The 25,512-nt window shown below is 70.0% G+C and carries 27 protein-coding genes and 2 pseudogenes; 16 read left to right on the plus strand and 13 right to left on the minus strand.

Annotated elements, in window-relative coordinates; genetic code table 11:
* Positions 1 to 107 precede the first annotated feature (107 nt).
* From EJK15_RS02875 to hypE, 8 genes and pseudogenes are all read left to right on the plus strand, one after another.
* Positions 108 to 323, plus strand: a complete 216-nt coding sequence (locus tag EJK15_RS02875; RefSeq protein ID WP_138708762.1) for a PLD nuclease N-terminal domain-containing protein — start codon at positions 108 to 110, stop codon at positions 321 to 323.
* Positions 314 to 1,363, plus strand: coding sequence for a nitroreductase/quinone reductase family protein (locus tag EJK15_RS02880; RefSeq protein ID WP_138708763.1), 1,050 nt, complete (start codon positions 314 to 316; stop codon positions 1,361 to 1,363). The genes EJK15_RS02875 and EJK15_RS02880 overlap by 10 nt, the downstream gene beginning before the upstream one ends.
* 141 nt (positions 1,364 to 1,504) lie before the next feature.
* On the plus strand, positions 1,505 to 1,918 hold the full coding sequence (locus EJK15_RS02885) for an Hsp20/alpha crystallin family protein (RefSeq protein WP_138708764.1): 414 nt from the start codon (positions 1,505 to 1,507) through the stop codon (positions 1,916 to 1,918).
* A 63-nt stretch (positions 1,919 to 1,981) separates the two neighbouring features.
* A pseudogene (locus EJK15_RS74160) lies at positions 1,982 to 2,344 on the plus strand (universal stress protein); the annotation flags it as partial.
* 64 nt (positions 2,345 to 2,408) lie between these two features.
* The gene (locus EJK15_RS74165) at positions 2,409 to 2,828 is read left to right on the plus strand and encodes a DUF6544 family protein (protein WP_338089843.1); all 420 of its coding nucleotides are present in this window, start codon (positions 2,409 to 2,411) and stop codon (positions 2,826 to 2,828) included.
* Positions 2,829 to 3,023: 195 nt separating this feature from the next.
* Positions 3,024 to 3,269 (plus strand): HypC/HybG/HupF family hydrogenase formation chaperone, encoded by a 246-nt coding sequence (locus tag EJK15_RS02895; protein ID WP_240776730.1) that lies wholly within the window; start codon positions 3,024 to 3,026, stop codon positions 3,267 to 3,269.
* Positions 3,253 to 4,338: a hydrogenase formation protein HypD gene (gene hypD / locus EJK15_RS02900; protein ID WP_138708766.1), complete on the plus strand. Its 1,086-nt coding sequence runs from the start codon at positions 3,253 to 3,255 to the stop codon at positions 4,336 to 4,338. The genes EJK15_RS02895 and hypD overlap by 17 nt, the downstream gene beginning before the upstream one ends.
* The gene (gene hypE / locus EJK15_RS02905; RefSeq protein WP_138708767.1) at positions 4,338 to 5,387 is read left to right on the plus strand and encodes a hydrogenase expression/formation protein HypE; all 1,050 of its coding nucleotides are present in this window, start codon (positions 4,338 to 4,340) and stop codon (positions 5,385 to 5,387) included. The genes hypD and hypE overlap by 1 nt, the downstream gene beginning before the upstream one ends.
* A gap of 7 nt (positions 5,388 to 5,394) precedes the next feature.
* Here the strand turns inward: hypE and EJK15_RS02910 are convergent, their stop codons facing one another.
* The 9 genes from EJK15_RS02910 to EJK15_RS02950 all read right to left on the minus strand — a co-directional run bounded on the left by EJK15_RS02910 (position 5,395) and on the right by EJK15_RS02950 (position 14,413).
* Complete coding sequence (locus tag EJK15_RS02910) at positions 5,395 to 5,826, minus strand: hydrogenase maturation protease (RefSeq protein ID WP_138708768.1); 432 nt, start codon at positions 5,824 to 5,826, stop codon at positions 5,395 to 5,397.
* Positions 5,819 to 7,108 (minus strand): Ni/Fe hydrogenase subunit alpha, encoded by a 1,290-nt coding sequence (locus EJK15_RS02915; protein ID WP_138708769.1) that lies wholly within the window; start codon positions 7,106 to 7,108, stop codon positions 5,819 to 5,821. Before EJK15_RS02915 ends, EJK15_RS02910 begins: the two co-directional genes overlap by 8 nt.
* Positions 7,098 to 7,847 carry an NADH-quinone oxidoreductase subunit B family protein gene (locus tag EJK15_RS02920; protein ID WP_138708770.1) on the minus strand — a complete coding sequence of 250 codons (750 nt, stop codon included), beginning with the start codon at positions 7,845 to 7,847 and terminating at the stop codon, positions 7,098 to 7,100. Before EJK15_RS02920 ends, EJK15_RS02915 begins: the two co-directional genes overlap by 11 nt.
* Positions 7,844 to 8,647 (minus strand): FAD/NAD(P)-binding protein, encoded by an 804-nt coding sequence (locus tag EJK15_RS02925; RefSeq protein WP_138708771.1) that lies wholly within the window; start codon positions 8,645 to 8,647, stop codon positions 7,844 to 7,846. Before EJK15_RS02925 ends, EJK15_RS02920 begins: the two co-directional genes overlap by 4 nt.
* The gene (locus EJK15_RS02930) at positions 8,644 to 9,738 is read right to left on the minus strand and encodes a 4Fe-4S dicluster domain-containing protein (RefSeq protein ID WP_138708772.1); all 1,095 of its coding nucleotides are present in this window, start codon (positions 9,736 to 9,738) and stop codon (positions 8,644 to 8,646) included. The genes EJK15_RS02925 and EJK15_RS02930 overlap by 4 nt, the downstream gene beginning before the upstream one ends.
* A 1-nt stretch (position 9,739) precedes the next feature.
* Positions 9,740 to 10,423 carry a CBS domain-containing protein gene (locus EJK15_RS02935; protein WP_138708773.1) on the minus strand — a complete coding sequence of 228 codons (684 nt, stop codon included), beginning with the start codon at positions 10,421 to 10,423 and terminating at the stop codon, positions 9,740 to 9,742.
* Positions 10,420 to 11,025 carry a CBS domain-containing protein gene (locus EJK15_RS02940; protein ID WP_138708774.1) on the minus strand — a complete coding sequence of 202 codons (606 nt, stop codon included), beginning with the start codon at positions 11,023 to 11,025 and terminating at the stop codon, positions 10,420 to 10,422. The genes EJK15_RS02935 and EJK15_RS02940 overlap by 4 nt, the downstream gene beginning before the upstream one ends.
* A 2-nt stretch (positions 11,026 to 11,027) precedes the next feature.
* Complete coding sequence (locus EJK15_RS02945) at positions 11,028 to 11,708, minus strand: CBS domain-containing protein (protein ID WP_240776731.1); 681 nt, start codon at positions 11,706 to 11,708, stop codon at positions 11,028 to 11,030.
* A 113-nt stretch (positions 11,709 to 11,821) separates the two neighbouring features.
* Entirely contained in the window at positions 11,822 to 14,413 is a 2,592-nt protein-coding gene (locus EJK15_RS02950) for a bifunctional acetate--CoA ligase family protein/GNAT family N-acetyltransferase (RefSeq protein WP_138708775.1), read from the minus strand.
* 171 nt (positions 14,414 to 14,584) lie between these two features.
* Between EJK15_RS02950 and EJK15_RS02955 the strand changes: the two genes are divergently transcribed.
* Together EJK15_RS02955 and EJK15_RS02960 are read left to right on the plus strand one after the other, a co-directional pair.
* Positions 14,585 to 17,026, plus strand: a complete 2,442-nt coding sequence (locus tag EJK15_RS02955) for a cation-translocating P-type ATPase (RefSeq protein WP_138708776.1) — start codon at positions 14,585 to 14,587, stop codon at positions 17,024 to 17,026.
* Between the two features lie 114 nt (positions 17,027 to 17,140).
* Entirely contained in the window at positions 17,141 to 17,851 is a 711-nt protein-coding gene (locus EJK15_RS02960) for a universal stress protein (RefSeq protein WP_138708777.1), read from the plus strand.
* Between the two features lie 168 nt (positions 17,852 to 18,019).
* Here EJK15_RS02960 and EJK15_RS02965 read toward each other — a convergent pair whose 3' ends face one another.
* Positions 18,020 to 18,550: a universal stress protein gene (locus EJK15_RS02965; protein ID WP_240776732.1), complete on the minus strand. Its 531-nt coding sequence runs from the start codon at positions 18,548 to 18,550 to the stop codon at positions 18,020 to 18,022.
* 453 nt (positions 18,551 to 19,003) lie between these two features.
* Here EJK15_RS02965 and EJK15_RS70060 point away from each other — a divergent pair, with 453 nt between their 5' ends.
* From EJK15_RS70060 to EJK15_RS02975, 3 genes are all read left to right on the plus strand, one after another.
* Positions 19,004 to 19,216 carry a hypothetical protein gene (locus EJK15_RS70060; RefSeq protein ID WP_171074060.1) on the plus strand — a complete coding sequence of 71 codons (213 nt, stop codon included), beginning with the start codon at positions 19,004 to 19,006 and terminating at the stop codon, positions 19,214 to 19,216.
* 11 nt (positions 19,217 to 19,227) lie between these two features.
* Positions 19,228 to 19,503 carry a dienelactone hydrolase family protein gene (locus tag EJK15_RS02970; RefSeq protein ID WP_206060626.1) on the plus strand — a complete coding sequence of 92 codons (276 nt, stop codon included), beginning with the start codon at positions 19,228 to 19,230 and terminating at the stop codon, positions 19,501 to 19,503.
* Positions 19,504 to 19,564: 61 nt separating this feature from the next.
* Positions 19,565 to 19,798: a DUF1918 domain-containing protein gene (locus EJK15_RS02975; RefSeq protein ID WP_240776733.1), complete on the plus strand. Its 234-nt coding sequence runs from the start codon at positions 19,565 to 19,567 to the stop codon at positions 19,796 to 19,798.
* 364 nt (positions 19,799 to 20,162) lie between these two features.
* Here EJK15_RS02975 and EJK15_RS02980 read toward each other — a convergent pair whose 3' ends face one another.
* Both EJK15_RS02980 and EJK15_RS02985 read right to left on the minus strand, forming a co-directional pair.
* Positions 20,163 to 21,059: a GerMN domain-containing protein gene (locus EJK15_RS02980; protein ID WP_138708778.1), complete on the minus strand. Its 897-nt coding sequence runs from the start codon at positions 21,057 to 21,059 to the stop codon at positions 20,163 to 20,165.
* Positions 21,060 to 21,255: 196 nt separating this feature from the next.
* Positions 21,256 to 21,927 (minus strand): DUF305 domain-containing protein, encoded by a 672-nt coding sequence (locus tag EJK15_RS02985; protein ID WP_171074074.1) that lies wholly within the window; start codon positions 21,925 to 21,927, stop codon positions 21,256 to 21,258.
* A gap of 212 nt (positions 21,928 to 22,139) precedes the next feature.
* Between EJK15_RS02985 and EJK15_RS02990 the strand changes: the two genes are divergently transcribed.
* The 3 genes and pseudogenes from EJK15_RS02990 (at position 22,140) to EJK15_RS03000 (ending at position 24,948) form a co-directional block, all read left to right on the plus strand.
* Positions 22,140 to 22,973: a universal stress protein gene (locus tag EJK15_RS02990; protein WP_138708780.1), complete on the plus strand. Its 834-nt coding sequence runs from the start codon at positions 22,140 to 22,142 to the stop codon at positions 22,971 to 22,973.
* Positions 22,974 to 23,133: 160 nt separating this feature from the next.
* Positions 23,134 to 23,367, plus strand: a pseudogene (locus EJK15_RS02995) (universal stress protein); the annotation flags it as partial.
* A gap of 195 nt (positions 23,368 to 23,562) precedes the next feature.
* Positions 23,563 to 24,948, plus strand: coding sequence for a WS/DGAT/MGAT family O-acyltransferase (locus EJK15_RS03000; protein WP_138708781.1), 1,386 nt, complete (start codon positions 23,563 to 23,565; stop codon positions 24,946 to 24,948).
* A gap of 69 nt (positions 24,949 to 25,017) precedes the next feature.
* Here EJK15_RS03000 and EJK15_RS03005 read toward each other — a convergent pair whose 3' ends face one another.
* The gene (locus EJK15_RS03005; RefSeq protein WP_138708782.1) at positions 25,018 to 25,365 is read right to left on the minus strand and encodes an STAS domain-containing protein; all 348 of its coding nucleotides are present in this window, start codon (positions 25,363 to 25,365) and stop codon (positions 25,018 to 25,020) included.
* Positions 25,366 to 25,512 lie beyond the last annotated feature (147 nt).

Genomic DNA, 25,512 nt, shown 5'->3' on the forward strand with positions numbered 1-25,512 from the left:
ACCTGTCACAGAAGAAGGGTCCAAAGACGCCCGGACGTGTGACTTCGTCCTCCAGACCGCAGCCGACACGGTCGTCACCCTGGTGCTGGAGAGAAGGGGGCCAGTCGATGCGCTGGAACGAGCTGTCGAAGAGGCACCGGGGCACGCTGATGGTGCTGGTTTCCGCGGAGGTCGCGCTCACGACGGCCGCCGCGGTGGATCTGTGCTTCCGCCCCAAGGAGGACGTGCGCGGGCGCAAGGGCCTGTGGTGGCTTGGGATCTTCGTCCAGCCGGTCGGCCCGATCGCCTACCTGCTGTGGGGCCGACGCCGGCCATGTCCGTGATCTCGCTGTGGAGTGCCCTGGATCGTCTCCAGACGCTCCTGGTGAACCCGCTCGTCGCCTGGTTGCTCCAGACGCCGTTGCATGACCTGCTGTCGAGCCGGGTCATGCTGCTCACCGTCACCGGCCGCAGGAGCGGCGCCGCCATCCGGCTGCCCGTTCAGTACGAGCGGCACGGGGACACCTTCACGGTGATCAGCAGGCCGTCGCGGCTGTGGTGGCGCAACCTCGAGGGCGGCGCCCCCGTGCAACTGGTCCTGAGGGGAGAGATGCGGCGCGGCCACGCGACGGTCAGCCGGGAATCGGCACACGTGGTGGCGGCTGAGCAGCAAGGTCATGTCCTCAAGTCGCGCATTGCACCCGGCGGCCCCGTCGTCGTCATCCGCCTCGGAACGCAGGACCCTGCCCCGGCCCGGGGCGGCGAGCGTATGTGGTGGCGCTGGACGCGGGCGGTCACGCTGGGGGAGATGGCCGGATTCACCGTGCCGGCGGTGGTGGGGGCCGTGGTGTCCGGACCCGAGTGGGGGATGCTGGGCATCGGGCCGCTCCTGCAGGGAGCGGCGATCGTCATGGCGGGAGCCGTGGAAGGCGCGATCCTCGGCCTGGCGCAGGCGTACGCGCTCAGGTCCGCGCTTCCCGCGATCGCCACCCGCGACTGGGTACGGGCGACGGCGGTAGGGGCCGTCATGGCGTGGATCGTCGGTGCGATGCCGATCGTTCTGGGTGAACGCGTGCTGCGGTGGCCGCCTGCTGTGCTCGCCCTGCTCGGGCTGACCCTGCTGGTCGCCATGGGGCTGCTGCAATGGCGGGTGCTGCGCCGGCACGTGCGCCGGGCCTTCTGGTGGGTGATCGCGACCGCGGGCTCCTGGCTCGTCGCGCTGGGCGCGTTCGCCCTGGTGACCACGCCGTTGTGGCAGGAGGGGCAACCTGGCTGGCTGGTCGTCGCCATCGGCCTGCTCGGCGGGGCCGTCATGGCGGCCACGGTGGCGGCACTCACCGGGGCCGCGCTGGTGCGCCTGCCCCTCCGCCCGCGGCCGCAGTGATCGACACCGGAGCGCACCCTGTGCGATCCGGTTCCAGCGATGCCGATGGTCCCGGCGAAAGAGGACTTCGTCCTCTGCCGCCGTGGGCCCGTCAGGCGTGAGCTGGAGATGTGGAAATCGGGACCACGGAAGGAGGCTGCGATGAACCTGCCTGAGCGGCGGGACATCAGGTTCCCGTTCCCGGAGCTGGTCGAGTGGCTGGAGCACCCGATGTTCGGGTTCCGGCCGTTCGGACAGATCCTGCGGATCGAGGACTACATCGCGGACGGCCGGTACGTTCTGCGCGCCGAGCTGCCCGGGATCGACCCCGGCAAGGACGTCGAGGTCACCCTGGACGACGGCGTGCTCCACATCCGGGCGGAGAAGACCCGGATGACCACCGAGCCGCACCGCTCCGAGTTCGCCTACGGGGCGCTCTCTCGGTCGGTGACGCTGCCCGAGACGGCCAAGACCGATGACGTCAAGGCCAGCTATACGGGCGGTGTCCTGGAGGTCAGCGTGGGGCTGGCCGAAGGAAAGAAGGCGGAAGGCCGGCGGATCACCGTCGAGCACTGACGCCTGGGACGAGCGCGGGCCGGGACGCCTGCCCGCGCTCCCTATCGCTGAAGAAGGTCCATGATGAACAGAGCGATCGTCGTAGGGGTCGATGGCTCGCAGGCGGCGAAGTCAGCCCTCACCTGGGCGGCCGAGGACGCCGCACGGAGAAGCCTGCCGCTGCGCATCGTGCATGTGCGCGAGCCCTGGACGGCCGAGCACCCGCTCATCGCCTCCAGCGCCAAGGAGGCCTTGACAGAGCGGGACAACCTGCTGCTCGCCAGCGCCGCCGAGCAGGCCCGTGCGCTCGCCTCGGGGACGCGGATCTCGACTGCTCTGATCACCGGCGCGGTGACCGAACGGCTCAGAAGCGAGTCGGAGACGGCCGATACCGTGGTCGAGATGGTGGAGTCGGTCGTTGGAGGGCACCCGGTCCCGGCTCTGGCCGAGGCCTCGCGGGTAGCCGACCTCGTGGTGGTCGGGTCGCGCGGGCTCGGCGGGTTCACCTCGGCTGCTCGACGCCTTTTCGCTGATGTCAGGCACTGGGGCGGACGTCACCAGGAGCGCCGCTGGGAGACTCGCCTGCGAGTTCGTGCTGGCGCCCGCGGTCGCGCTCGACCCGCGCGTGCGGTGGAAGGCGCTCGACGAGCGACGGGCGGTCGCCAGTCTTCCGGTCGGCTCCCAGGATCACGACGTGACCCTGACCATCGCACCCGACGGCCGGCTGGAGAGCGTCACCATGGATCGTTGGGGCAATCCCGACAAGGGCGCCTATCGCCAGCATCTGTTCGGCATCGAATGCGAGGACGAGACCGTCTTCGACGGGTTCACTCTGCCTGCACGGATACGGGGTGGCTGGTGGCCGGGAACGGCGCGCTGGCCCGACGGCGAGTTCATCCGCTTCACCCTTGACGGTGCGCTGTTCCGATGAGCGCCCAAGGCGCGATCAGTACGGCAGCGCGGAGCGGGGTGGTCCTTGGCACCTACCGGACAAGGACCTTGGTCCCTGTCCGAGCCTGGCGCTGGAGGTAGGTGGCCGCCTTGAGGACCTAAGTCACCAAGGCGCGGGACGTTCGCCGCTGTGCGCTGGGGGTGGGCCAAGGCGACCGTGGGAGGTGAAAGCGAGATGGGAGCCGTCATGTGCCTAGGAGTGCCGGGCCGGATCGTGGTTCGCGACGGCGAGATGGGGACCGTGGACTTCGACGGACTGCGCCGCGAGGTGTGCCTGTCCTACACCCCGGAGGCCGGGATCGGGAACTACGTGATCGTGCACGTCGGGTTCGCGATCTCCGTGCTGGACGAGGACGAGGCGCTGCGCACACTGGCGGTGCTGCGTGCGATCCCTGGAGGGCTGGATGAAGTATCTCGCTGAGTACCGCGATCCCGTGCTGGCCCGCCACCTCGTCACGGAGATCCGCGCCGCCGCCACCAGGCCGTGGTCGATCATGGAGGTGTGCGGCGGGCAGACGCACACGATCGTCCGCCAGGGCATCGACGAGCTCATCCCGGTACGCATGGTGCACGGCCCCGGCTGTCCCGTCTGCGTGACGCCGCTGGCGACCATCGATCGGGCGCTGGCCATCGCCGCCCGCCCAGAGGTGATCTTCACGTCGTTCGGCGACATGCTGCGAGTGCCTGGCTCCGGCGCTGACCTGCTGTCGGCCAAGGCCCGTGGCGCGGACGTGCGTGTCGTCTACTCACCGCTTGACGCAGTACGACTGGCTGCCGCGCACCCCGATCGGCAGGTGGTGTTCTTCGCGGTCGGCTTCGAGACCACCGCCCCCGCCAACGCCATGGCCGTGCTGCGCGCGGCAGAGGAGCGGCTGGACAACTTCAGCGTGCTGGTGAGCCACGTCCTGGTGCCGCCGGCGATGACCGCGATCATGGAGTCGGCGTCGGTCGACGCCTTCCTGGCGGCTGGGCACGTGTGCGCGGTGATGGGGTGGACCGAGTACGAGCCGCTGGCGCTGCGGTATCGGGTGCCGATCGTGGTGACCGGGTTTGAGCCGCTCGACCTGCTCGAAGGCATCCTCATGGCGGTGCGCCAGCTGGAGGAGGGGCGCTTCGAGGTGGAGAACCAGTATGCGCGGGCGGTGCGGCGGACCGGCAACACCTTCGCCCAGGACGCCGTCCGGCGGGTGTTCAGGGTCGGCGACCAGACGTGGCGGGGCATCGGGGAGATCCCGGCCAGCGGGCTGGTGCTGGCGCCGGAGTTCATCGACTACGACGCAGCGCTCCGGTTCGGGGTCGGCGGTGTGAGCGCGGACGAGAACCCCGACTGCATCGCCGGTGACATCCTGCGAGGCACGCGCACCCCGCTCGACTGCGCCGCCTACGGGACCGTGTGCACGCCGCGTCGGCCACTGGGAGCACCGATGGTCTCGGCAGAGGGCACGTGCGCGGCCTTCCACAACGCCGGTCGTACGAGACAGGAGATGTGATGACCACGGGCTTGGATCCGATCGCCGCCACGTGCCCCATGCCGCTGGCCGAGACCGAGCGGGTGCTGCTCGGGCACGGCTCCGGCGGTCAGCTCATGGCCGAGCTGCTCGCCGACCTCACGCCGCGTCTCGGCGCCCCGATGCTCGACGACGCGGCGCTCGTCACCACCGGCGCGCCGGAGGTGGTGATGTCAACCGACGGTTTTGTGGTCACGCCGCGCTTCTTCCCGGGTGGTGACATCGGCTCGCTGGCCGTGCACGGCACCGTCAACGACCTGGCCATGATGGGCGCCGCACCGGTGGCACTCAGCCTGGCCTACATCATCGAGGAGGGGCTTCCGCTCGACGAGCTGCGCCGCATCACGACCTCGGTCGCCGAGGCGGCCCGTGCCTGCGGCGTTCGCGTCGTGACCGGCGACACCAAGGTAGTCGGCAGGGGCGCGGCGGACGGCCTCTACGTCACCACGACCGGGATCGGCGTCCGCCTGCCCCGCGCGGCACCGGCCGCCTCGAACGGCCGCCCTGAGGACGCCGTACTGCTGTCGGGCCCGATCGGGCTGCACGGCGTCACCGTCCTCAGCACCCGCGAGGGGCTCGGCTTCGAAAGCGAGCTCGCCTCCGACAGCCGGCCCCTGCACCGCCTGGTCGCCGCGATGATCACGGCGGGCGGCCATGGCGTGCACGCCATGCGCGACGCCACCAGAGGAGGCCTGGCCAGTGCGCTGAACGAGCTGGCCGCCGCCTCTCACACAGGCGTGGAGCTGGAGGAGCCGGTCATTCCCGTGCCCGCCCAGGTGGCCGCCGCGTGCGACCTGCTGGGGCTGGACCCGATGCACGTGGCCAACGAGGGTTGCCTGGTGGCGTTCGTGGATCCGGCCAGGGCCGACGTCGTCCTCGCCGCGATGCGCGAACGGCCGGAGGGCGCCGCCGCCACCCGCATCGGCACCGTCGTCGCCGATCATCCCGGCCGCGTCACCATGCGGACCCTGGTCGGTTCCCACAGGGTCGTCGACATGCTGGTCGGGGAGCAACTGCCGCGCATCTGCTGAGCAGAGGTCAACGGGCATCCCGCAGGATCGTGCGGGCGATGTTCCACGCCGCCGCCGACACCGCCTCCGACAGGCCGGCGCCGAGGGCGAAGTCGGCGCCTTCGACGGTGTAGACGATGAGTTCGCCCGGCATCCGGTCCAGCGAGCGAGCCAACTCCACGGCGTCGGCGAGGGACAGGGCGTGGGTGCTGGAGCCGCCATGGGCCAGGCAAGGGGTGCCGCGGAAGCGGCGGACGATTCCCGGAGGGTCGCCTGAGCGGGCCGCGTCGATCACGATGGCCACATCAGCGCCCGTCCAGGTCTCGATCAGCTCGGCCGGGTCGCCGCCGTTCTCGATCGCGGCCACGCCCAGGTCGCGTAGCAGCCGGGCCACGCTCAGCCCGGCGCCGTCGTCTCCGCGGTAGTCGTTGCCGAGCCCGATGACGACGGTCCTAGTCATGGTGGAGGCGCAGGTCGAGGAAGTGGGCCGAGCAGGAGATGCATGGGTCGTGGTTGCGGATGGCGCGCTCGCACAGCTCGGTGAGCCGGGAGATGGGCAGGTTGAGCCGGGGTTGGATGAGGGCGCGCAGGTCTGCTTCGATGCGCGCCTGGTTCTGGGCCGTCGGGGGGACGATGTCGGCTTCGGCGATCAGGCCGTTGTCGTCGATGCGGTAGCGGTGGTAGAGGGTGCCGCGCGGGGCCTCCGACGCTCCGTGGCCGACGCCAGGCCGGGCCTCCACCGGCAGGAAGGGCGGATCCGGCGTGGTGTAGCCGTCGATCAGCCGCAGCGCTTCCTCGCAGGCATGGACGATCTCGACGGCGCGGACGATGATGCTGCGGAACGGGTTGCGGCACACGCGTCCGAGTCCGGCGTCGGCGGCGGCGTGCAGAGCCAGAGGTGACAGGCGCAGCGCGTTAAGCGCGTAGCGGGCGAGCGGGCCGGTGAGGTAGCCGGGGCGGCCGTCGAGGCGTGCATGCAGGGCGGTGGAGTGCGGCACCTGCTCCTCGACGACGTGGCGTGGCCAATCGTCGACGGGGAAGGTGGTGCCGTCGCTGACGGCGACGTCGCCGGACAGGATGGCGTACTCGCTGGAGTGGCGCAGTGCCAGGAAACGGTAGTCGTGTTCGACGTCGGGGAAGTCGAAGCCGCTGACCCATTCGACGGTGGCCAGGGCGGTCTCCAGCGCGCTCTGGAGGCGTTCGGCGACGGGAGCCAGGTCGGCGGGGGTGGGCGCGCGGTAGAAGCCGCCCAGCCGGACGTTGATCGGGTGGATGGCGCGGCCGCCGACGGCGGCGACGAGGTCGTTGCCCGCCTTCTTCAACGCCAGCCCGCGCTCCACCAGCGGGCGGTGGTCCGCGGCCATGGCGACGCCGCTGGGGTAGCCGAGGAAGTCGGGGGCATGCAGGAGATAGATGTGCAGGGCGTGCGATTCGATCCATTCGCCGTAGTAGAGCAGCAGCCGCAGGTCGCGCAGGGGGCCGTCCACCGTGATGCCGCAGATCGACTCCAGGGCTTGGCAGGCGCTCATCTGGTAGGCGACTGGGCAGATGCCGCAGATGCGAGCAGTGATGTCGGGCGGCTCGGTGTGGGCGCGGCCGCGCAGCAGGGCCTCGAAGAAACGGGGCGGCTCGTAGATCTTGAGTTGCAGGTCGCTGATGCGGCCGTTCCTGGCGCGCACCAGCAGTGCGCCCTCGCCCTCCACACGGGTGAGACCGCCGACTCTGATCGTCTTATGCGTCACCGCTGCTCCCGAACGAGGAAACGTTGAAGGTGCGATAGATGCGGCCGAGCTCGTCGTCGTCCATGCCGGCCGCGCGCAGGCGGGCGTTGAGCGCGGCGGCGTTCGGCGTCTCCATGGGACCGAAGCAGCCGAAGCAGCCGCGATTGAACGCCGGGCACAGCGCGCCACAACCGGCCTGGGTCACCGGGCCCAAGCAGGGGGTACCGCTCGCGACGAGCACGCACGGGTTGCCGCGGGCCTTGCACTCGACGCACACGCTGTGTGCGGGCACGACCGGTCGCCGGCCGGCCAGGAACGCGCCGATGACCTCTAGGAGCTGCCGTTTGTCGATGGGGCAGCCGCGCAGCTCGAAGTCGACGGGCACGTGCGCGGAGATCGGCGTCGAGCGGTCCAGGGTCTCGATGTAGTCGGGCCGCGCGTAGACGACCGCTGCGAACTCCCGCACGTCGGCTAGGTCGCGCAACGCCTGCACGCCGCCCGCGGTGGCGCAGGCGCCGATCGTCACCAGGTGTTTGGAGACCCGGCGCACGTGCTTGATCCGCTCCAGGTCGTCCGGTGTGGTGATCGACCCCTCCACCAGCGAAAGATCGTAAGGGCCCTTGCCCCGCGCGCTGGAGGCCTCCAGGAAGTACGCGATGTCCACCCGGGCGGCCACCGACAGCAACTCGTCCTCGCAGTCCAGCAGGGTGAGCTGGCAGCCGTCGCAGGAGGCGAACTTCCACACCGCGAGCTTGTTCATAGCTGTTTCACCTCCAGCAGCCCGGCGACTTTGTCGTAGGTCAGCACGGGCCCGTCCACACAGGTGAACAGGGGTCCGAGCTGGCAGTGCCCGCACCGGCCGATGCCGCACTTCATGTTGCGTTCCAGCGACAGCGCGATGCGCTCGGGTGGCACGCCGCGCCGTATGAGCTCTTCGGCCGTGGCACGCATCATGATCTCGGGACCGCACACGAACGCGTAGGTGCGGCGCGGCTCGAAGACGATTCGGCTCACCAGCTTGGTGATCAAACCGGTGTGGCCGTTCCACGCCCGGTCCGGATGGTCCACGGTGACCTGAACGTCGAGGTCGCGTGCCCAGCGGGCCAGCTCGCGCGGGTACATCACGGTGGACGGAGTGCGGGCGCCGACGATAAGGCTGATCCGGCCGTAGCGGGCGCCGTGGGCCTCCAGCTCGCGGATCACCGGCCGCAGCGGCGCCAGCCCGAGCCCGCCGGCCGCCACGACCACGTCCAGGCCCGCCGCCCGCGTCATGTCCCAGTGCGTGCCGAACGGGCCCCGCACGCCCACGATGTCGCCGCGCCGCATGCGGCACAGTGCGCGGCTCACCGCGCCGACCGCGCGGATGGTCTGCACGTAGCCGCCCGCTCGAGCGCGGCCGCTGATGGAGATGGGGATCTCGCCGACGCCGGGCGCGTAGAGCATGGTGAACTGGCCGGGCAGGAAAGGCAGGCACTCGCCGTCGATCGGGTCCAGGGTGAGCGTGACGGTGTCGGCCCGGTCCGGGCGGCGCGAGCGCACACGGTGCGGGATCGGGATCATCGCAGCCGCTCCAGCTCTTCGGTGATGTCGATGCCGGCCGGGCACCAGGTGACGCACCGGCCACAGCCGACACAGCCGTAGGAGCCGAACTGGTCGACCCAGGTGGAGAATTTGTGGGTGAGCCACTGCCGGTAGCGCGCGGCCCCGGACGAGCGCACGGGTGCGCCGCCCAGCTCGGTGAACTCCAGCGTGAAGCAGGAATCCCAACGTTCCGTACGCGTGGCGGAGCCATCGGCCAGGTCGGTGCCGTCCTCGATCGTGACGCAGAAGCAGGTCGGGCAGACCATCGTGCAGTTCGCGCAGGTCAGGCAGCGGGAGGCGATGTCGTTCCAGACCGGGGACTCACGCCGCTCCGTCAGTCGCTCCTTGACACTGTCGAGGTCCACGTGGCGGCCCATCCGCCGCTCGGCGGTCTCGCTGACCTGCCGGGCGGCCTCGTGGTCGGCTTCGGTGGTGGGCCGGCACGGCAGGACCTCCAGCAGTGTGGCGCCGCGCTCACTGCCTGATTCGGCCAGGAACCTGTGCGGGCCGGTCAGCTCGGTCAGGGCAAGGTCAAAGCCGGAGGTCGCGCGCGGGCCCGTGCTCATGGAGGCGCAGAAGCACGTCCCGCCCGGGACCGCGCAGTTGACCGCGATCAGGAACAGTGCCTCGCGCCTCGCGCGGTAGGCCTCGTCCGGATGCCGCCCACCCAGGAACACCCGATCCTGTACGGCCAGCCCGGCCAGGTCGCAGGCCCGCACGCCCAGCAGCGCCACCTTGGGCGCCTCGACAGGAGCCGCCTCCGGCACGCCGTCGCGCATGTGAAACAGCGTGGATCGGGGCGGGTGGGTGAAGCGCTTGACGGAGTCGGGACTTGCCGCGAAACCGAAGACCAGCGCACCGTCCTGCGGCGGGTCCTGACGCTCGTCCTTGTGGAGCCGGTATGCCCCGGGCGCCTGCTCGTCGGTCCAGCCGGCGGGCAGGCCGGCGGCCGAGTCCAGCTCGGCGAAGCGGATCACGCCGTCGCGGACAGTGGGGCCCACGACGGCGTACCCGCGCTCGCGCAGTGCCTCGATCAGCGGGTCCAGCGAGTCCAGGACGGCGGCGTCCATGTCAGGCGCCGCCCCAGACGGGCAGTTGCACGATGTCGTCGTGTTTCCAGTTGAGCTCGTCGTGCACGGCCACGACGCTGTCGATGTTCTCGGCCAGGCGGACGGCCTTGATGGCGTGGCTGTGCTCGTCGAGGGTCCCGGACAAGGTCACCACACCCTCGGCCACCGTGATGTGCACGTCGCCGCCGATGGCCTCACGGACCTGGCGCTCGATGTCGATGTCCGCGCGGAGGAAGACCTTGATCAGGTCGCGGCGGCTGACGATGCCGACGAGCCGGCCGCCGTCGTCCACCACGGGCAGGCGCTTGACGCCGTACTTGTCCATCAGCCGGGCGGCCAGCACGACGGAGGCGTCAGGGGTGGTGGTGTGCGCGGGGGAGGTCATCAGCGCGCCGGCGGTCTCGCCGAGCGCCTTGTAGAAGCCGCTGCCCTCGCTGCTGACGGTGTGGCGGATGCGGGCACGCAGCGGTGGGGTGTAGCCGTCGCCGTAGTAGCGTGCCTTGAACTCTTGCTTGGCCAACAGGTCGGCCTCGGACACGACACCTTTGACCCGGTTGTCGTCGTCCAGCACGGGCACGCCGCTGACGCCCCGGTTGATGAGCAGGTCGGCCACGGTGTGGAAGGAAGCGGTCTGGTTGACGGCGGCCACGTCGGTGGTCATCACGTCCTGGACAGTGGTTCTCATGGGGATCTCCTCATGTGCCTGACCCGGACGATGCCGGGCACGGTGCGGGCGAGCAGGCCGGCGATGTGGTCGGCGTGCTCATGTGGCGGCCCTCTCAACTCGGCCACGCCGTTGTGCACGGCGACGTCCCAGCTCGGGCCGGAGGGATACTGTTCGCAGAGCGCGGTGATGACCGCCTGGCGCAGGTCTTCGTCGGGGCGGGCGAGCATCGCCATCAGGTCGCGGCGGCTGACCATGCCGACGATTCGATCGCCTCGGACGACGGGCAGGCTCTTGATCCGCTTGCCCACCATCAGGTCGATGGCGGTGGTGACGTCGGTGGTTTCGGTGACGGTGACGACGTCGCCGGTCATGACCTCCATGACGCGGCGCGGCGGTGGCTCGGTCGGCGGACTGGTGGGCGTCACGGTGGCGCGGGGGTCGGGCTCGAACTCGCCGCGCAGCAGGTCCAGCTCGCTGACCACGCCAACGAGACGGTCGCTGTCGTCGACGACAGGAGCGGCGGTGATGTCGTGGCCGTAGAGGGTCCGGATGGCCTGCCGCACCGGGTCGGCCCGGCGGACGGTGATGGCCGGGCTGCTCATGACCTCTCTCACCAGCATGGCTACTTGGCCTCCCACGCGCTGTCGTCCTGCTTCCAGGTCAGCTTGTCGACGACGTCGACCACGCCGTTGACCCGGCCGCTCATGCGGACAGCGATGCCGGTCTCGGTGCGGCGGTCCATCCAGCCGGACAGCGTCACGACGCCCTGGTGCACCTCCACCTGGACGCCGTCGGTGTCCACCCACAGGGCGCGGTCGAGGATTTCGTCGCGGATCTCGGCGGCGATCTCCTCGTCGCCGCGCAGGAACAGTTTGACGAGGTCGCGGCGGCTGACGATGCCCTGCAGGCGGCCGTTGTAGTCGACGACGGCGAGCCGCTTGACGTCGTGGGCGTCCATGAGGCGGGCGGCCGAGACCGCCGACGCCTCGGGAGAGATGGTGATCGCCGGGCTGGTCATCAGGTCGGCGGCGGTGTCGCCGGCGGCCTTCTGCCGGCCTTTGGGGTGGCGCAGCCGGGCGCGCAGCGGCGGGCGGTAGCCCTCGCGGTAGAACTCCTCGCGGAATTCTTCCTTGCGCAGCAGATCGGCCTCGGACACCATGCCGATCACGTGCTGGTCGTCGTCCACGACCGGGACGGCGCTGATGCCGCCGGTGATGAGCGCTTGGGCGATGTCCTTGAACGGGGTGGCGGCGGTGACGGAGACGACCTTGGCGGTCATCACGTCCGCGACGGTCATGCGCATGGTGGTCAGCTCTTTTCTGGCCTCTGTAGGAAGAGGTCCTTTGGTTGCTTTCATCACATCCCGTGAGAGGGATGGGGATTAGGGGCGGAAGTCCCGAGCGGGGTAGTCGTTGGTCAGCGAAGGCGGCGCAGCAGCGGCGAGGGTGGCGGCTCGCACGGGGCGACCCTGATCCGCGCGTCGACCGTGGTCGCGCCGTCCGGGGTGACGATGACGGGGTTCAGGTCGAGCTCGGCCACCTGCGGCAGGTCCTCGAGCAGCTTGCCGACGCGCGTGACCTGGTCGGCCAGGGCGTCGACGTCGGCGGGCGGTGAGCCGCGGTAGCCGTGCAGCAGCGGGACGCAGCGCAGCTCGCCGATCATGTCTGCGGCGTCGGTGACGGGTGGCACCCGGAAGGCCCGATCGGCCAGCAGGTCGGCCATCACCCCGCCCATGCCCACCATGACCAGCGGCCCGAACGCCGGGTAGTTGACGCCGCCCACGATGATCTCCACACCGCCCGGGAGCATGGGTTGGACGATCGCGCCGGTCATGTCGTCGCCGATATGGGCCGACATTTCGCGATATGCCAGCCGTACGTCGTCCTCGGTCCGCAGGTTGAGCCGGACACCGCCGACGTCGCTCTTGTGCACGGGACCGGTGGCCTTGAGCACCACGGGCAACCCGACACGCGCGGCGGCCCTGGCAGCGGCGTCGGGGCCGTCCACGTCGATCGACTCCACCAGTCTCACGCCGTAACAGCCGAGCAACCGTGCGGTGGCCGCCGGGGACAGCCAGCTGCCGTCCGGGAACGCCTCCAGCTCCGCATCGATGATCTCTCGCGCCGATCTCTCGTCGACTGAGGGCGGTGCGGTGGGTGGTTCGACGGGGCGGCGGCGCCACTCGGCGTAGCCCACGACGTGGGCGAGGGCCTGGACGGCCTGCTCTGGGAAGGCGTAGCTGGGGACCCGGCCGTCGATCACGCCGTCGTGGCCGACGACGCAGGCCAGCACGGTCTTGTCCGCACCCTTGGTGGCGTCCGCGACAGCCTGGCGGGTCGCGTCCAGCCCGTCACCGAAGGGCGGGGTGTAGACGACGAGGACCACGTCCACATCCGGCGAGGCGGCGAGCACCGCGACGGCGGCGCCGATCTCGGCGGCGGTGGCGTCCGCGGTCAGATCCACCGGGTTGCCCAGCGCGGCGGCGGCACGTGCCTCCAGCAGGCCGGGCGGCAGCTCGGGTACGACAAGGCCGTGGCGCTCACAGGCGTCGGCGGCCATGGCCTGAGGGCCGCCCGAGTTGCCGACGACGGCCACCCGGCGTCCCCGGGGGAGGGGCTGGCCGGCCAGGAGCTTGGCGACATCGATCAGCTCGTTCACGCTGTCGAGACGGATGACGCCGGCGGCCCGGGTGAGCGCGTCCACCGCCACATCGGGCGTGGCCGCGGCGGCGGTGTGCGAGCGCACCGCCCGGTCACCCGCCCCGCTGCGGCCGCTCTTGACCAGCAGGACCGGCTTGCGCGCGCCGACCCGGCGGGCGATGCGGGCGAACTTGCGCGGATTGCCGAACGACTCCAGATACAGGGCGATCACGTCGGTGTCAGGATCGTCCTCCCAGAACTCCAGGAGGTCGTTGCCGCTGACGTCGGCCTTGTTGCCGACCGACACGAACGACGACACATCCAGCCGTTCCAGCAACGCCGCTCCTACGGCGCCCGACTGCGACATCAGCGCCACGGCCCCCCGGACGGGACGGTGCGGCAGGAAGCTGGCATTCAGCCGCGCCGCGGTGTTCACCACGCCCAGGCAGTTCGGGCCGATCAGCCGCATCCCGGCCGCGCGGCAGATCGTCAGCAGTTCCGACTCCACGCCACGCTGCCCGGCCTCGGCGAACCCTGACGTCAGCACCACCAGCCCGGCCGCCCCGGCCGCCGCGCAGTCCCGCGCTACTCCCAGCACGTGCCGGGCGGGTACTGCCACCACCGCCAGGTCGACCCCCTCAGGCACCTTGGTGTGGCAGGCCAGCCCGGCCACCACCGTGGCGTTGGGGTTGACCGGGTAGATCGGCCCGGCAAAGCCGCCGTCGAGCAGGTTGCGCAGCACCTTGTGCCCGATTGCCCGCTCGTTGCGGCTCGCGCCGATGACCGCCACCGAGCGGGGCGCGAGCACCCGCGCCAGCGACGCCCGCCCGGCCTCGTGATCGCGGGCCGCGATGGCCTCGCGCAGCCGGGAGGTGGGCACGGCGGCGATGTCGAGGTGCAGCGTGCCGCCATCGAAATGCTGGGAGACCTCCAGGCCGAGATCCCGCAACACCCGCAGCATGGCCCGGTTCTCACCCAGCACGTCGGCCACCAGCTCGCGCACCCCGTGCGCGGCCGCGTCCAGCGCGATGTGCTCCAGCAGCAAGGTGCCCAGGCCGTTTCCGTGGACGGCATCGTCCAGAAGAATGGCCAGGTCGGCGCGGCCATCATCCATGGGGATGTACTCGGCGACCGCGACCAGCCGGCCTTTCACGCTGGCCACCAGGGCGTGCCCCCGATACTCCTCACCGGTGACGCGGTCCATATAGGAATGCGCGGTGTTGCGGCCCCCGGTGAAGAAGCGCAGGTACGCGGAGCGCTCTGACGAGCGGGCGACCAGCTCGTGCAGGGCTTCGCGATCGGTGGGACGCAGCGGGCGCACGTGGGCGATGCCGCCGTCACGTAGCAGAACGTCGTAGCCCTCAGACATACCGGATCTCCCGTTCCTCACATGTCGCGCAGGTCCCATAGACGTGGACGTGGCGTGGCTCTCACCACCAAGGCTTTCCCACAGGCCGGCGCGACAGGAGTGCCGGACGTCCCCGGCCTTGAGGCCGAAAGTCCCTGCCAGGCCGCATCGCAGAAAGGTGAGGCTGGCGACATGACTACCGTGTCGCGGACCAGATCCGGGCTGACCGCTGCCGAGGCTGGGGCGCGGCTGGCCGCCGACGGGCCCAACACGCTGCCGGCCGCTCGCCGTACCCCTCCTGCGGTGCTGCTGTTGCGCCAGATGGTGCACTTCTTCGCCCTGCTGCTGTGGGGCGCCTCCGTGCTGGCGCTGCTGGCCGGGATGCCGCTGCTGGCCGTGGCCATTGTCATCGTCGTGCTGCTGAACGGGGCGTTCGCCTTCGCCCAGGAGTACCGCGCCGACAAGGCCACCCAGCGGCTGGGCGAGCTCATTCCGGCCAACGCGGTGGTCCGCCGGGACGGCAGACGTGTGCTGGTCAGCGCGGCCGATCTCGTGGCCGGCGACGTGGTGCTGCTGGAGGCCGGCGATCGTGTCTCGGCCGACCTGGAGCTGACGGACGTACACGCGCTCGCCGTCAACGAGTCGATGCTCACCGGGGAGAGCCGCCCGGTCCGGCCTGCGACCGGAGATCGTGCCCATGCGGGCACGTTCGTGGTCGAAGGGCAGGCCGAAGCTGTCGTGGTGGCCACCGGCCCGCACACCAGACTGGCCGCGATCGCCAAGCTCACCCGGGAGGCCAGCCGGCCGCCGAGCCCGCTGGCGGTGCAGCTCGGCAAGGTGGTCAGAATCGTCGCCGGAATCGCGCTGGCGGTCGGAGCGGTGTTTTTCGGGCTGGCCCTGCTGCTGGGCATGGAGCCTGGCCAGGGCTTCCTGTTCGCCATCGGCGTCACGGTGGCCCTGGTTCCCGAAGGGTTGCTGCCTACCGTCACCCTGTCGCTGGCTCGCGCCGCGCAACGCATGGCGGCTAAGAATGCGCTGGTCCGCCACCTGGAGGCGGTGGAGACGCTCGGCTCGGCCACGTTCATCTGCACTGACAAGACCGGCACGCTGACCCGCAACGAGATGACCGTCGCTGATGTGTGGACGCCCGCGCATGCGCGGGCCGAGGTGATGCGCTCGGCCGTGCTGAGTTCCACCGGCCGGATGAGCGACGGCAAACCGGTGGGCGACCCGATGGAGGTCGCCTTACACGTCGAGGCGCTGAAGCTCGGCGCCGACCTGTCCGGCGAGATCACCGGGCGCTTCCCCTTCGACCCGGTACGGCGCCGCGCCTCCGTCGTGGCCGACGGCCACCTGCACCTCAAGGGCGCCCCGGACACCGTGATCCCGCTCTGCGGCGACGTATCGGGCGTGGAGGAGGCACTGGCCCGGATGAGCACGCAGGGGTTGCGCGTGCTGGCGGTCGCCCGGGCGGACACGGCAGAGGAACGCGATCTCCAATTCCTCGGCCTGATCGGCCTGCACGACCCACCCCGGGACGACGTGGCCGAAGCCATCTGGAAGTGCCGGATCGCCGGTATCAAGCTCGCCATGGTCACGGGCGATCACCCCGGCACCGCCCGCGCCATCGCCAAGGAAGTGGGCCTGCTCGGCGAGGACGAACTTGTGCTCACTGGCGCCGAGCTGCCCGGCGACGACGCGGCGCTGGGCGAGTTGCTGGACCGCGACGGTGTCGTCGTCGCCCGCGTGACCCCCGAGGACAAGCTGCGCATCGCCCGCGCCCTGCGCGGCCGTGGCCACGTCGTGGCGATGACCGGCGACGGCGTCAACGACGGGCCCGCGCTGCGCGAGGCCGACATCGGCATCGCCATGGGCGCCTCCGGCACCGACGTCGCCCGCGAGGCCGCCGACCTGGTGCTGCTCGACGACCACTTCGTCACCATCGTCACCGCCGTCGAGCTGGGCCGCGCGACCTCTGCCAACGTGCGCCGCTTCCTCACCTACCACCTGACCGACAACGTGGCCGAGCTCACCCCGTTCGCCGTCTGGGCGTTGTCCGGCGGCACCATCCCGCTCGCGCTGAGCGTGCTGCAGGTGCTCGCCCTGGACATCGGTACCGACCTGCTGCCCGCCCTCGCCCTCGGCGCGGAACCTGCCAACCCCCGCACCATGCACGGCCCAGCCCGCACCGGTAACCTCGTCGACCGTCGCCTGATCGGCCGCGTCTTCGGCGTCCTCGGTCCCGCCCAGGCGCTGGCCGAGATGGGCGCCTTCATCGCCGTCCTCCTGCTGGGCGGCTGGTACTTCGGCGCTGCCCCGAGCCCTGCGCTCCTCGCCGCCGCCTCCGGCACCGCCTTTGCCGCCGTCGTGCTCGGCCAGTTCGCCAACGCCTTCGCCTGCCGCAGCGAATCCCGCTGGATCGGGCGGCTGAGCTGGCGCACCAACCCGCTGCTGCTCGGTGCGCTCGCCTTCGAGGCCATCATGCTGCTGCTCTTCCTCGGCCTGCCAGCCGTCGCCGGCGTGCTCGGCGGCGCGTTTCCGCCACCGGCCGGCTGGGCGCTGGCCGCACTCGCGATCCCCGTCATGATCCTGGCCGACGCCGCGCACAAAGGCTGGCGAGCCAGGCGCGCCTGAAGCGGGAGAGCTCGTCGGGACCAACGTCCTTCAGCTCAGGGCCGCTCAGCCCTACGTGACGAAGCTGTCGAAGCGGAGGCTGGGTGCAGGGATACCTGAAGGGAGCCCACTGACATGAATCACATTGTTCTCGGCTACGACGGCTCGGACTTCGCGATGCAGGCCCTGGACTGGGCACTCGACGAGGCCGAGCTCAGGAAACTCCCCCTGACCGTTTCCCACGCCTGGCAATGGCCATACGGTGAGGCGGAGGAGGAGGCCAAGGCGCATCTACGCAAGGCGGCCGAGCACGTGTTGTGGCATGGCGCCGACTGCGCCCGCGCCAGCAGCTCGGGTGTCCGCGTCGAAACCGACCTGTACGAAGGGCCCGCCGCCCAGCGCCTCGTCGAGCTCTCCAGCGGCGCTGCGCTCGTCGTCGTCGGCTCCCGTGGCCTGAGCGCGCTGCCCAGGGCGGTCGTCGGTTCGGTGGCCGGCTATGTCGCCGCCCACGCCGAATCCCCGGTGATCATCGTACGCGGTCCGGGACCGCTGCCCGCCTCGGCGAATCCCGGGCCGATCGTGGTGGCCGACAAGGAGCCCGACGCGTCCGTCCTCGAGTTCGCGTTCACCGAGGCTGCCATACGCCAGGTCCCCGTCACCGCGCAGGCGGATCTGACCGGCTGGGTGGCGCGCCACCCGGGGATCCAGGTTCAGCGGGGCGATGCTCATGAGCGCGCGACCCTCACGGTCGTCGGACGCAAGCGAGCCGCACGTTTCGGCACCGCGAACTTCCTCCTTCAGCACGCGCCCGGCCCTGTTGCGGTGGTGACCGAAAGCCGGCTTTGACCAGGACTTCCGGCTGTACCAGACGGTCGCGGACCGTGATGCGCTCTCCACCGCCGAGCGTCGGGTCCGGCGTCGCCTTCAGGCCTCGTGCCGGGTGTTCCCGGCGGAAGGTTCCTTCGGCCCTGGCGGTGGTAGACCTCCGGATCTGAACTGGAAGAGGAGGTGGCGTCATGTTCGCGGGGCCGCTTCTGTGCAGGCGAAGCCGAGCACCGCGTCGGCCTTGTCGTCGTCCGCCAGACCCGCCACTATCGGCCCCGGCTGGGGGCTGCGTGGCAGTGGGCCCCTGCCGCGGACCACGATGACCGGGCACTGCGCGTGGGCGGCCGTATGGGTTGCCACGGAGCCGGTCATCGCCCGGGCCACCGCGCCCAGCCCGCGGGAGCCGACCACGAGCAGTCCGGCATCAGATGAGAGCTCCTCCAGCCGGGCGGTCGCCGAGCCCTCGTACAAGTCGGGTCGCACATCCAGCCCGGGGGAACTGGCTCGTGCGCAGTCGGCACCGTGCCACAGCACGTGCTCGGCCGCATGGCGCAGCGAGTCACGAGCCGCCTGATCCCCCTCGCCATACGGCCACTGCCACGCGTGGCAGACGGTGAGGGGAAGCTTGCGGAGCTCGGCCTCGTCCATCGCCCAGTCCAGCGCCTGCATCGCGTGGTCGGAGCCGTCGTAGCCGATGACCACGCCCCTTGTCTCGTTCACATCTCCACTCTTGGCAGACCACGGCGCCGTACGGCAGGCCACAACGGCTTGGTCTTGAAGGCTTTGCCTTTCCTGATCAGAGCTTTGACTCAACTGGCCGCTACTCCGCAGAGCGACCAATACGCCGCCATCGGACACTCCTCTCTCACATCCGGCAATTCGAGCCCTTACCCACCGGCGGCGATCAGGCAGAGCCTTGCGGCATGGATGAACGGGGCCGTTGGTCTCCAGCGTGGAGACGGATCGAGACGCGATCCGGGACGGATGCCTCCATTGCCCTCGGCGCCCTGGTGCCCACGAGCGGGACTCGTGCTCGGCATCACTACGGCGGCGGTCATCGCAGACGGCGCCCGCGGGGATCGGTGCGTCGTATGACTTAGGTCACACAGCCTCGGGTCGTTCGCCTCCGGTACGCGAAGAGGACCGGAGAGAAGGTGAGGTCACCATGAAGTCATGAGTGAACGAGGGGTGATCGAGATGGCCGTTCTCCTGGGTACGACGCGCGCCGAGACCGACCCGCTGAACGAGACATATTTCGTGAGAGCCGCCGGTGCGCTGGATGTTCACCGCGCGGATTCAGGGCACGCGTGCGTCTCCTGTGCCGCTGCGTGGCCATGCGCCCCCGCACTGGCAGCCGCCTTCATGCTCGAACTGCACGCTGCCTGATGGAACGACGAATGGAAGTCGAAATCGGGCATGTTCCCACGTATGTGGCGGTTCCGGCCGGTAGTGAACCGTGGCCGGGGGTGGTGGTGCTCCACGACTTCCCCGGCATGAGCCATGGCCTGCGCCGTCAGGCTGACCGGCTGGCAGGCGCGGGATGTCTGGCCGCCGCTGACATGACGCGGCTGCTGGTGCTGCTGGGCAAGGTCTCCAGAACCGCCTATCACGAGCCGTACGCGCGCGAGCGCATCGTCGCGTTCTTCGACCAGCATCTCAGACCACACTCGTGAAGGCCGAAGGTCCCTTTCTGCGGAGACTTCAGGCCCTGTCGGGCTCGGTGCCGGGCCTTGCATGGTGAAGGTGCATCCAGGCCGCCATTACGAGGAGATCGACATGAAGGCCACAGTGGGGGATCGGCTGATTGTGGAAAGCACACGTGGCAGCAGTACACGCCGTGAAGGGTTCATCGTGGAGGTGGCTCATCCGGACGGCACGCCGCCCTATGTGGTTCGCTGGCTCGACTCCGAGCGCGAGACCCTCGTTTTCCCGGGACCAGACGCGCGTCTCGTCCACGCCACGCGATGACCGTTCCACGTCGTCGGCGCCTTCGGGCACATGCTGGCTGGACTCCCGATCATCGTCCGCGCGATCATAGTAAGGGTCAGCCTGCCCACCGCCGTCCCGCCCGGGGCAACGCCTCGTCTGGGTTGCGGCCTTGCTGACGTCGGTGGTCATTGCACACCATCATCAGCAAGGCGCGTGGATCTTGGCCAGGAGCCGGCCATCGCTGGTGCGGCCTCCACGGGCGATCTGATCGCGTGTGCGGGGGCGGCAACGTCACCGTGGGCTCCGGCGTGCTGTCCTCCATGGACACCCTGGCGATCAACAGGTCACTGCTCCTGTGCCGGAACTCGACGTGGCCGCCTGTCGACGTGTGGAACCGGCCGTGCTACGGCTCCAGGGACTGCGGGATGGAATCCGACGGGCCGGTCGGGCGCTCGGTTCCGCCCGCCGCATCGTAGATCTTCACCCACTTGATCGACGGGAACTGCTTGAGCGTCGGCCTGATTTGATCGGCGATGGTGAACGTCGATCCCCCGCTGGTGACACGCCCGGTCAGGTAGACCCTGGCGATGCCGTTCTTGACCGTCAGCTTGCTGAAGCCGGTGGCCTTGGAGGCCACGAAACGCAGCCCTTGCGCCTTCTCGGCCTGGGTGGGGCCGGCGAACAGCCGCTGCAGCGCGCCGAAGGCGGTGACCGGCGCGATCACCGGACGCCGAACGGCGGTGGTGTACGGCTTGCGACCGGTGTTGTAGTTGGCCATGTTGAGGAAGTGGTCGCGCACCGGCACCGTCCGGTAGGGCGTGGCGATGTCGACGACGACCCGGCTCGGCTGGGTGAGCGCGTAGACCCGGAAGGGCGCCCGCTTGGCGAGCCCGGCTCCGAAGGTCAACGTCGCCTCGAAGTCGCCGGTGTTGACGACCTGGATGACTCCGGGCAGCGCGTAGGTCCTGCGGGCAGGGCCGTACGTGATGTCGCCGCGGCGGTCGTGGCCGTCGGCCTGGCTGAAGCGGATCTGGAGCAGAGCGCTGCCGACCGCGTCGACGGTCTGCCCGGAGCCGTCGGCGATCAGCTTGGACACGTAGCGGACATCGCGCTGGGCCGGCACCCGGCCGCGGAACTCGAAGACCAGCCGGTCCAAGCCGTAGTGGTGCGCGGCCCGGATCCCCACCAGCGTGGGGGTGACGGCCTGCTGGGTGGCCTGCGCCGGCACGGCCAGCAGTCCCGTGGCCGAGGCCACCATCGCGGTGGCGATAAGGGGGCGAATCGGGAGCATTATGATCATCTCTTTTCCCCGTGGGTGCTCCTGATTCCAGCGTGAACGTCCCCGCGGCCGGGCGACACCGGCGAATGGCCTTTAGTTTGCGGATTTGGGCCACAAACGGGACGAAATCTCGGGATGCGATCACGAGATACCCGCGATGCGGCGCCTGCCATCCCGCTGTACCCTCACGAGCCATCCCCGGCAACGGCGCCGGTGATCAGTGAGGGCCCCAGATCCCGCCGGGCATGCCAGGCATGTTTCCCCAGGTGCCGTCGAACCAGTCGCTCAGATAGTGCCGCATCTGGAACATCTCGGTGTGCTGGGCATCGCGCACGCCGGCCGCGAACGCCCTTACCTCCCCGTGTTCTGCCTGCCCGCGCATCAGTAGTTGCTGGGACATCATCACCGCCACCATGTGGTGGGGAATCATGTCCTGCAAGAACGCCTCGTCCAGCGCATCGCCCGACAACCGGGACAGATCGCGCATCATCGCCTGGTAGTCGACCACTGTCGAGCGTCCCGGGTACCAGGCGGCCAGCCACGTCTTCATGGTGGCGATCTCGGCGGTCTGGGTCTTCACGATCGAGGCGCCCAGCGCGCGCATCTCCGCCCGGCCCGAGCGCTGCAGTTGCCGGGCCGCGGTGACCGCCTCCTGATGGTGGGCCACCATCTCGGCGAGGTAGTCGAACTCGCTGCCGACGCTAGTGGGGTGCATCCGGCCCATCGGCCACATCCCGCTCATCGGGCCGAAGTCATGTCCGTAGCTCTGCTGCTGCCACCTGGTGGCGTGCGGTGGCTGGGCGTTGCCCGCGGCGACGGCGACGCCGGTCACCACGGCGGTGGCCAACACCGACCCGGCGGCGATCCCCGCGATTACTGACCGTCTCATCTCGACTCCCTGGTTCCAAGACCACTGATGGCGGTCCCTCATCTCCCAGCCTGAACCGGCCCGGCCGGCGAGGGCAGGGCCTTCCGACACCCAAGGCCAGGCCCAACAGCGCTCACGGGCAGGACCAACGTCCCTCGCATGGGGGACCTAGTCCCGGTGAGCAGCCGATGGCCGGCGCGCGAGACTTGAGGTGAGAGCAGAGGAGGTGCGTGATGGCCAGACCCATCGTGGTCGGAGTGGACGGATCCGCACCGGCGACGGCGGCCGTGGAATGGGCCGCCGCAGACGCCCAGCGCAGAGGACTGGGGCTGCGGATCGTACACGTGTGCGAGCAGTGGCTCGGTGAACTCGGGACGGAATTCTGCACCGGAACGCTCGCCGCGGCCGCCGATCGGGCACGGGACCTGACGCACGACGTCGAGGTCACCACGAAGCTGCTGCCCGGGAACGTGATAGACGCCCTGATCGCCGAGTCGGCGTCCGCGGACAGCGTGGTGCTGGGCAGCCGAGGACTCGGCGGGTTCGAAGGGCTGGTGGTCGGCTCCGTCGGCCTGGGCGTCGCCGGGCACGCCGCCGGTCCGGCAGTGATCGTCCGCGGGTCTTCCGTGACGCGGCACGGGCGGGTGGTCGTCGGATATGACGGCTCGGCGCATTCCGAGACCGCCATGCAGTACGCCGTCGAGCAGGCCCGGGCTCGCGAGGTTCCCCTGCACGTCGTCTTCGCCTGGCAGACGCCGGTCTTCTCGGCATATGCGGCCGCATTCAGCAGCTTGCTGGAGGACGCCTACGAGCAGGACATCCGCGCGGCGGCCGAGCGCGTGGTGCCCTGGCGGGAGAAGAACCCGGATGTCGAGATCACCAGCGAGCAGGTGATCGGCCACCCGGCCAGCGTCCTCATCAAGGCAGGCAGCACGGCCGACCTCGTCGTGGTGGGCTCGCGTGGCCTGGGAGGCTTCGCCTGTGCGGTGCTCGGCTCGGTCAGCCACGCGGTGCTGCATCACCTGACCTGTCCGATCGCCGTGGTGCGGCCTCGAACGCAGGTGTGAGGCTCTGGCCTCGTCCGGCCGCGCGTGCCTCTCTTCGGGGCCAGGGCGATGAGCGCCGGCTCCTCACCCGGTACGGGGGCGGCCCTGGACCGCCGCCGCATATTCCGTTTCGTCCAGGGCGAGGCCGAGCTGCGCGAGCGCCGCCGTCAGGGTCGCCGCCCGGTTCCGGCAGGCGCATCCGGGTGTAGAGGTGATCGAGGACGTGCGGCGCGCACATCCGGTCGATGCCCTGGTGGCCGCTTCGGCGCAGGCCGCGCTGGTAGTCGTCGGCTCGCACGGGCGCGGAGGCATCCGCTCGGCGCTGCTCGGCTCGTCGGGCACGGCGTGCTGCACCACGCCCGCTGCACCGTGGCAGTGGTACGGAACTGATGAGGCCGGCCGTACCGTCGCGTAGTGCACGGAAGCTCGCGATCGACGACTCCGAGCGTGTGGGCCGCCTCATCGGGCGTCGGCACGTGGCGCGCACCAGCCGCCCCGGCCTCCTCAGCCACTGGTGGAGCGTCGGATAATGGAGAAAGAGACGAAAGTCCTCGGTGAAAGGGAAGATCTGCTCTGATCTCCTCGCCCGTGTGACAGCGACCATCGAAACATGCGGCAGCTCAGTGCGCTGGACGCGCAGTTTCTCAACTTCGAGACCGCCACCAACGTCGCGAACATCGGCGGACTGGCAGTTCTCGAAACGGACCTGTCCAAAGAGAGCATCCTGCTCAGGCTGTCCGAGCGCATGGCCGGGGTGCCGCAGCTACGGCAACGTCTGGTCCACGTGCCCCTCGGCCTCGACCACCCGTACTGGGCCGACGACGGTGAGGTCGACCTGGAGTATCACGTCCGGGAGCTCGCCCTGCCGGCTCCCGGCGACGATGCGCAGCTGGGCGAGCAGGTGGCCCGCCTGCACGAGCGGCTGTTGGATCGCTCCCGTCCGCTGTGGGAGATGTACCTGATTCACGGCCTGGCCGGAGGCCGGTGCGGCATCTACACCAAGCTCCACCACGCCGCCGTCGACGGGCTGACCGGGGCCGAGGTGCTTGCCGCGCTCATGGACCCCGGCCCTGGAGCGGTCGCATGCGAGCCGGAACCCCCGCCGGAGCTGTGGCACATGCTGGCCAGGAGCGCCTGGCACCTCGCCGCGAACCCCGCGCATCTGCTGAGGTTCGCGGGCGAGGTCCTGCCGGTGCTGGACCAGCTTCCCGGCGTTTCCCGGCTGCCCGGCGCGGGTCGCCTGTCGCGGCTGCTGCGGCGCGGACCCTCGCCTGAACTGCCGGATTTCGCCGCTCCCTACACCCCGCTGAGCGGTCCGGTCTCGTCACATCGCCGCTATGCGTTCGCCGACCTGCCGTTGCATGAGGTCAAACGGGTCAAGAACGCCTTCGGCGTGACGGTGAACGATGTCGTGATGACGCTGGCAGCCTCCGCGTTGCGCCGCTGGCTGATGGCGCACGGGGCGTTGCCGGACGTTCCCCTGGTCGCGGGCGTGCCGTTCTCCCTGCGTGGGCGGACGGGCGCCAATGACGGCAATCAGGTCACCATAATGATCACACAGCTGGCCACCCAGGTGGCCGACGCTCGCCGCAGGCTGGAATTTGTGAACGAGGCGATGCGGCAGATCAAGGAACGCTTCGCGCTGACACCGGCGGGCTGGTTGCGGGAGCTGAGCGAGAGCATGCCCGCCGCGCTGAACGGCGTGGCCGACCGCGCCGCCTTCGAGCTGGTGGGCAGGACCGCGCCACCCATCAACGTGATCGTCTCCAACATTCCCGGCCCGCAGTTTCCGCTGCGGATCGCGGGAGTCACGCTGCTCGCGCACTACCCGGTGTCCGTGGTCACCGACGTGAGCGGCGCCCTGAACATCACGGCCTTCTCCTACAACGGCCGCCTCGATGTCGGAATCATCGCATGCAGGGAGCGGGTCCCCGATGTGTGGGCCTTCCCGCGTTACCTTCGTGAGGCTTTGGACGAGCTAAAGCCCGCCTCCTGACCCGCGGCCCCCTCTCGGCGGCGCATCCCTGTTCTTGATCGCGACATTCGGGGATGCGCTCACACGTGATCAACTGAGGATGGAGAATCGGCGATCCAGATCGAAGATCTTGAGGAGGCGGGCGACGCGTTCGGGGACATGGGACAGGTACAGCCGTCCGCCGACGTCTCGGGCCTTGTCGTCGGCCCGGATGAGCGCCGTAAGTCCTGACGCGTCCATGAACGACACGTTGCCCAGGTCGACCTCGATGATCGGACTCGGGCGGTTCATCGTAGCGATGAGAAGTTCCTCCAGCGGCGGCGCCGTCGCGAGGTCGACCTCTCCACAGACCGTGACCTTCGCCGTGCCGTTTACCGCCTGCTCGAAAAGCTCGACGGGCCTTGTGCACAGGCCCGGCTGGCCAAGCTTCGTGTTCATATCCGCCTCCAGTCGGGTCCTGCCGTAGGGGCGCAGACCGTCTTATCTGGTCGCTCCATGCTGGCGGGTCCCCGATGGTCGCAGTAGGGCCGAAGGTCCCGCCCGTTGACTTCTCAAAGTCCTCTGGGACTGTGGTTGACCAGGGCA

The sequence above is a fragment of the Nonomuraea basaltis genome, from assembly GCF_005893125.1.
Classification (GTDB): Bacteria; Actinomycetota; Actinomycetes; order Streptosporangiales; family Streptosporangiaceae; genus Nonomuraea; species Nonomuraea basaltis.

Coding starts and splice junctions, on each gene's coding strand:
- EJK15_RS02875 (WP_138708762.1), top strand. CDS start 108: ATGCGCTGGAACGAGCTGTCGAAGAGGCACCGGGGCACGCTGATGGTG.
- EJK15_RS02880 (WP_138708763.1), top strand. CDS start 314: ATGTCCGTGATCTCGCTGTGGAGTGCCCTGGATCGTCTCCAGACGCTC.
- EJK15_RS02885 (WP_138708764.1), top strand. CDS start 1,505: ATGAACCTGCCTGAGCGGCGGGACATCAGGTTCCCGTTCCCGGAGCTG.
- EJK15_RS02895 (WP_240776730.1), top strand. CDS start 3,024: ATGGGAGCCGTCATGTGCCTAGGAGTGCCGGGCCGGATCGTGGTTCGC.
- hypD (WP_138708766.1), top strand. CDS start 3,253: ATGAAGTATCTCGCTGAGTACCGCGATCCCGTGCTGGCCCGCCACCTC.
- hypE (WP_138708767.1), top strand. CDS start 4,338: ATGACCACGGGCTTGGATCCGATCGCCGCCACGTGCCCCATGCCGCTG.
- EJK15_RS02910 (WP_138708768.1), bottom strand. CDS start 5,826: ATGACTAGGACCGTCGTCATCGGGCTCGGCAACGACTACCGCGGAGAC.
- EJK15_RS02920 (WP_138708770.1), bottom strand. CDS start 7,847: ATGAACAAGCTCGCGGTGTGGAAGTTCGCCTCCTGCGACGGCTGCCAG.
- EJK15_RS02925 (WP_138708771.1), bottom strand. CDS start 8,647: ATGATCCCGATCCCGCACCGTGTGCGCTCGCGCCGCCCGGACCGGGCC.
- EJK15_RS02930 (WP_138708772.1), bottom strand. CDS start 9,738: ATGGACGCCGCCGTCCTGGACTCGCTGGACCCGCTGATCGAGGCACTG.
- EJK15_RS02935 (WP_138708773.1), bottom strand. CDS start 10,423: ATGAGAACCACTGTCCAGGACGTGATGACCACCGACGTGGCCGCCGTC.
- EJK15_RS02940 (WP_138708774.1), bottom strand. CDS start 11,025: ATGCTGGTGAGAGAGGTCATGAGCAGCCCGGCCATCACCGTCCGCCGG.
- EJK15_RS02945 (WP_240776731.1), bottom strand. CDS start 11,708: ATGCGCATGACCGTCGCGGACGTGATGACCGCCAAGGTCGTCTCCGTC.
- EJK15_RS02950 (WP_138708775.1), bottom strand. CDS start 14,413: ATGTCTGAGGGCTACGACGTTCTGCTACGTGACGGCGGCATCGCCCAC.
- EJK15_RS02955 (WP_138708776.1), top strand. CDS start 14,585: ATGACTACCGTGTCGCGGACCAGATCCGGGCTGACCGCTGCCGAGGCT.
- EJK15_RS02960 (WP_138708777.1), top strand. CDS start 17,141: ATGAATCACATTGTTCTCGGCTACGACGGCTCGGACTTCGCGATGCAG.
- EJK15_RS70060 (WP_171074060.1), top strand. CDS start 19,004: ATGAGTGAACGAGGGGTGATCGAGATGGCCGTTCTCCTGGGTACGACG.
- EJK15_RS02970 (WP_206060626.1), top strand. CDS start 19,228: ATGGAAGTCGAAATCGGGCATGTTCCCACGTATGTGGCGGTTCCGGCC.
- EJK15_RS02975 (WP_240776733.1), top strand. CDS start 19,565: ATGGTGAAGGTGCATCCAGGCCGCCATTACGAGGAGATCGACATGAAG.
- EJK15_RS02980 (WP_138708778.1), bottom strand. CDS start 21,059: ATGATCATAATGCTCCCGATTCGCCCCCTTATCGCCACCGCGATGGTG.
- EJK15_RS02985 (WP_171074074.1), bottom strand. CDS start 21,927: ATGAGACGGTCAGTAATCGCGGGGATCGCCGCCGGGTCGGTGTTGGCC.
- EJK15_RS02990 (WP_138708780.1), top strand. CDS start 22,140: ATGGCCAGACCCATCGTGGTCGGAGTGGACGGATCCGCACCGGCGACG.
- EJK15_RS03000 (WP_138708781.1), top strand. CDS start 23,563: ATGCGGCAGCTCAGTGCGCTGGACGCGCAGTTTCTCAACTTCGAGACC.
- EJK15_RS03005 (WP_138708782.1), bottom strand. CDS start 25,365: ATGAACACGAAGCTTGGCCAGCCGGGCCTGTGCACAAGGCCCGTCGAG.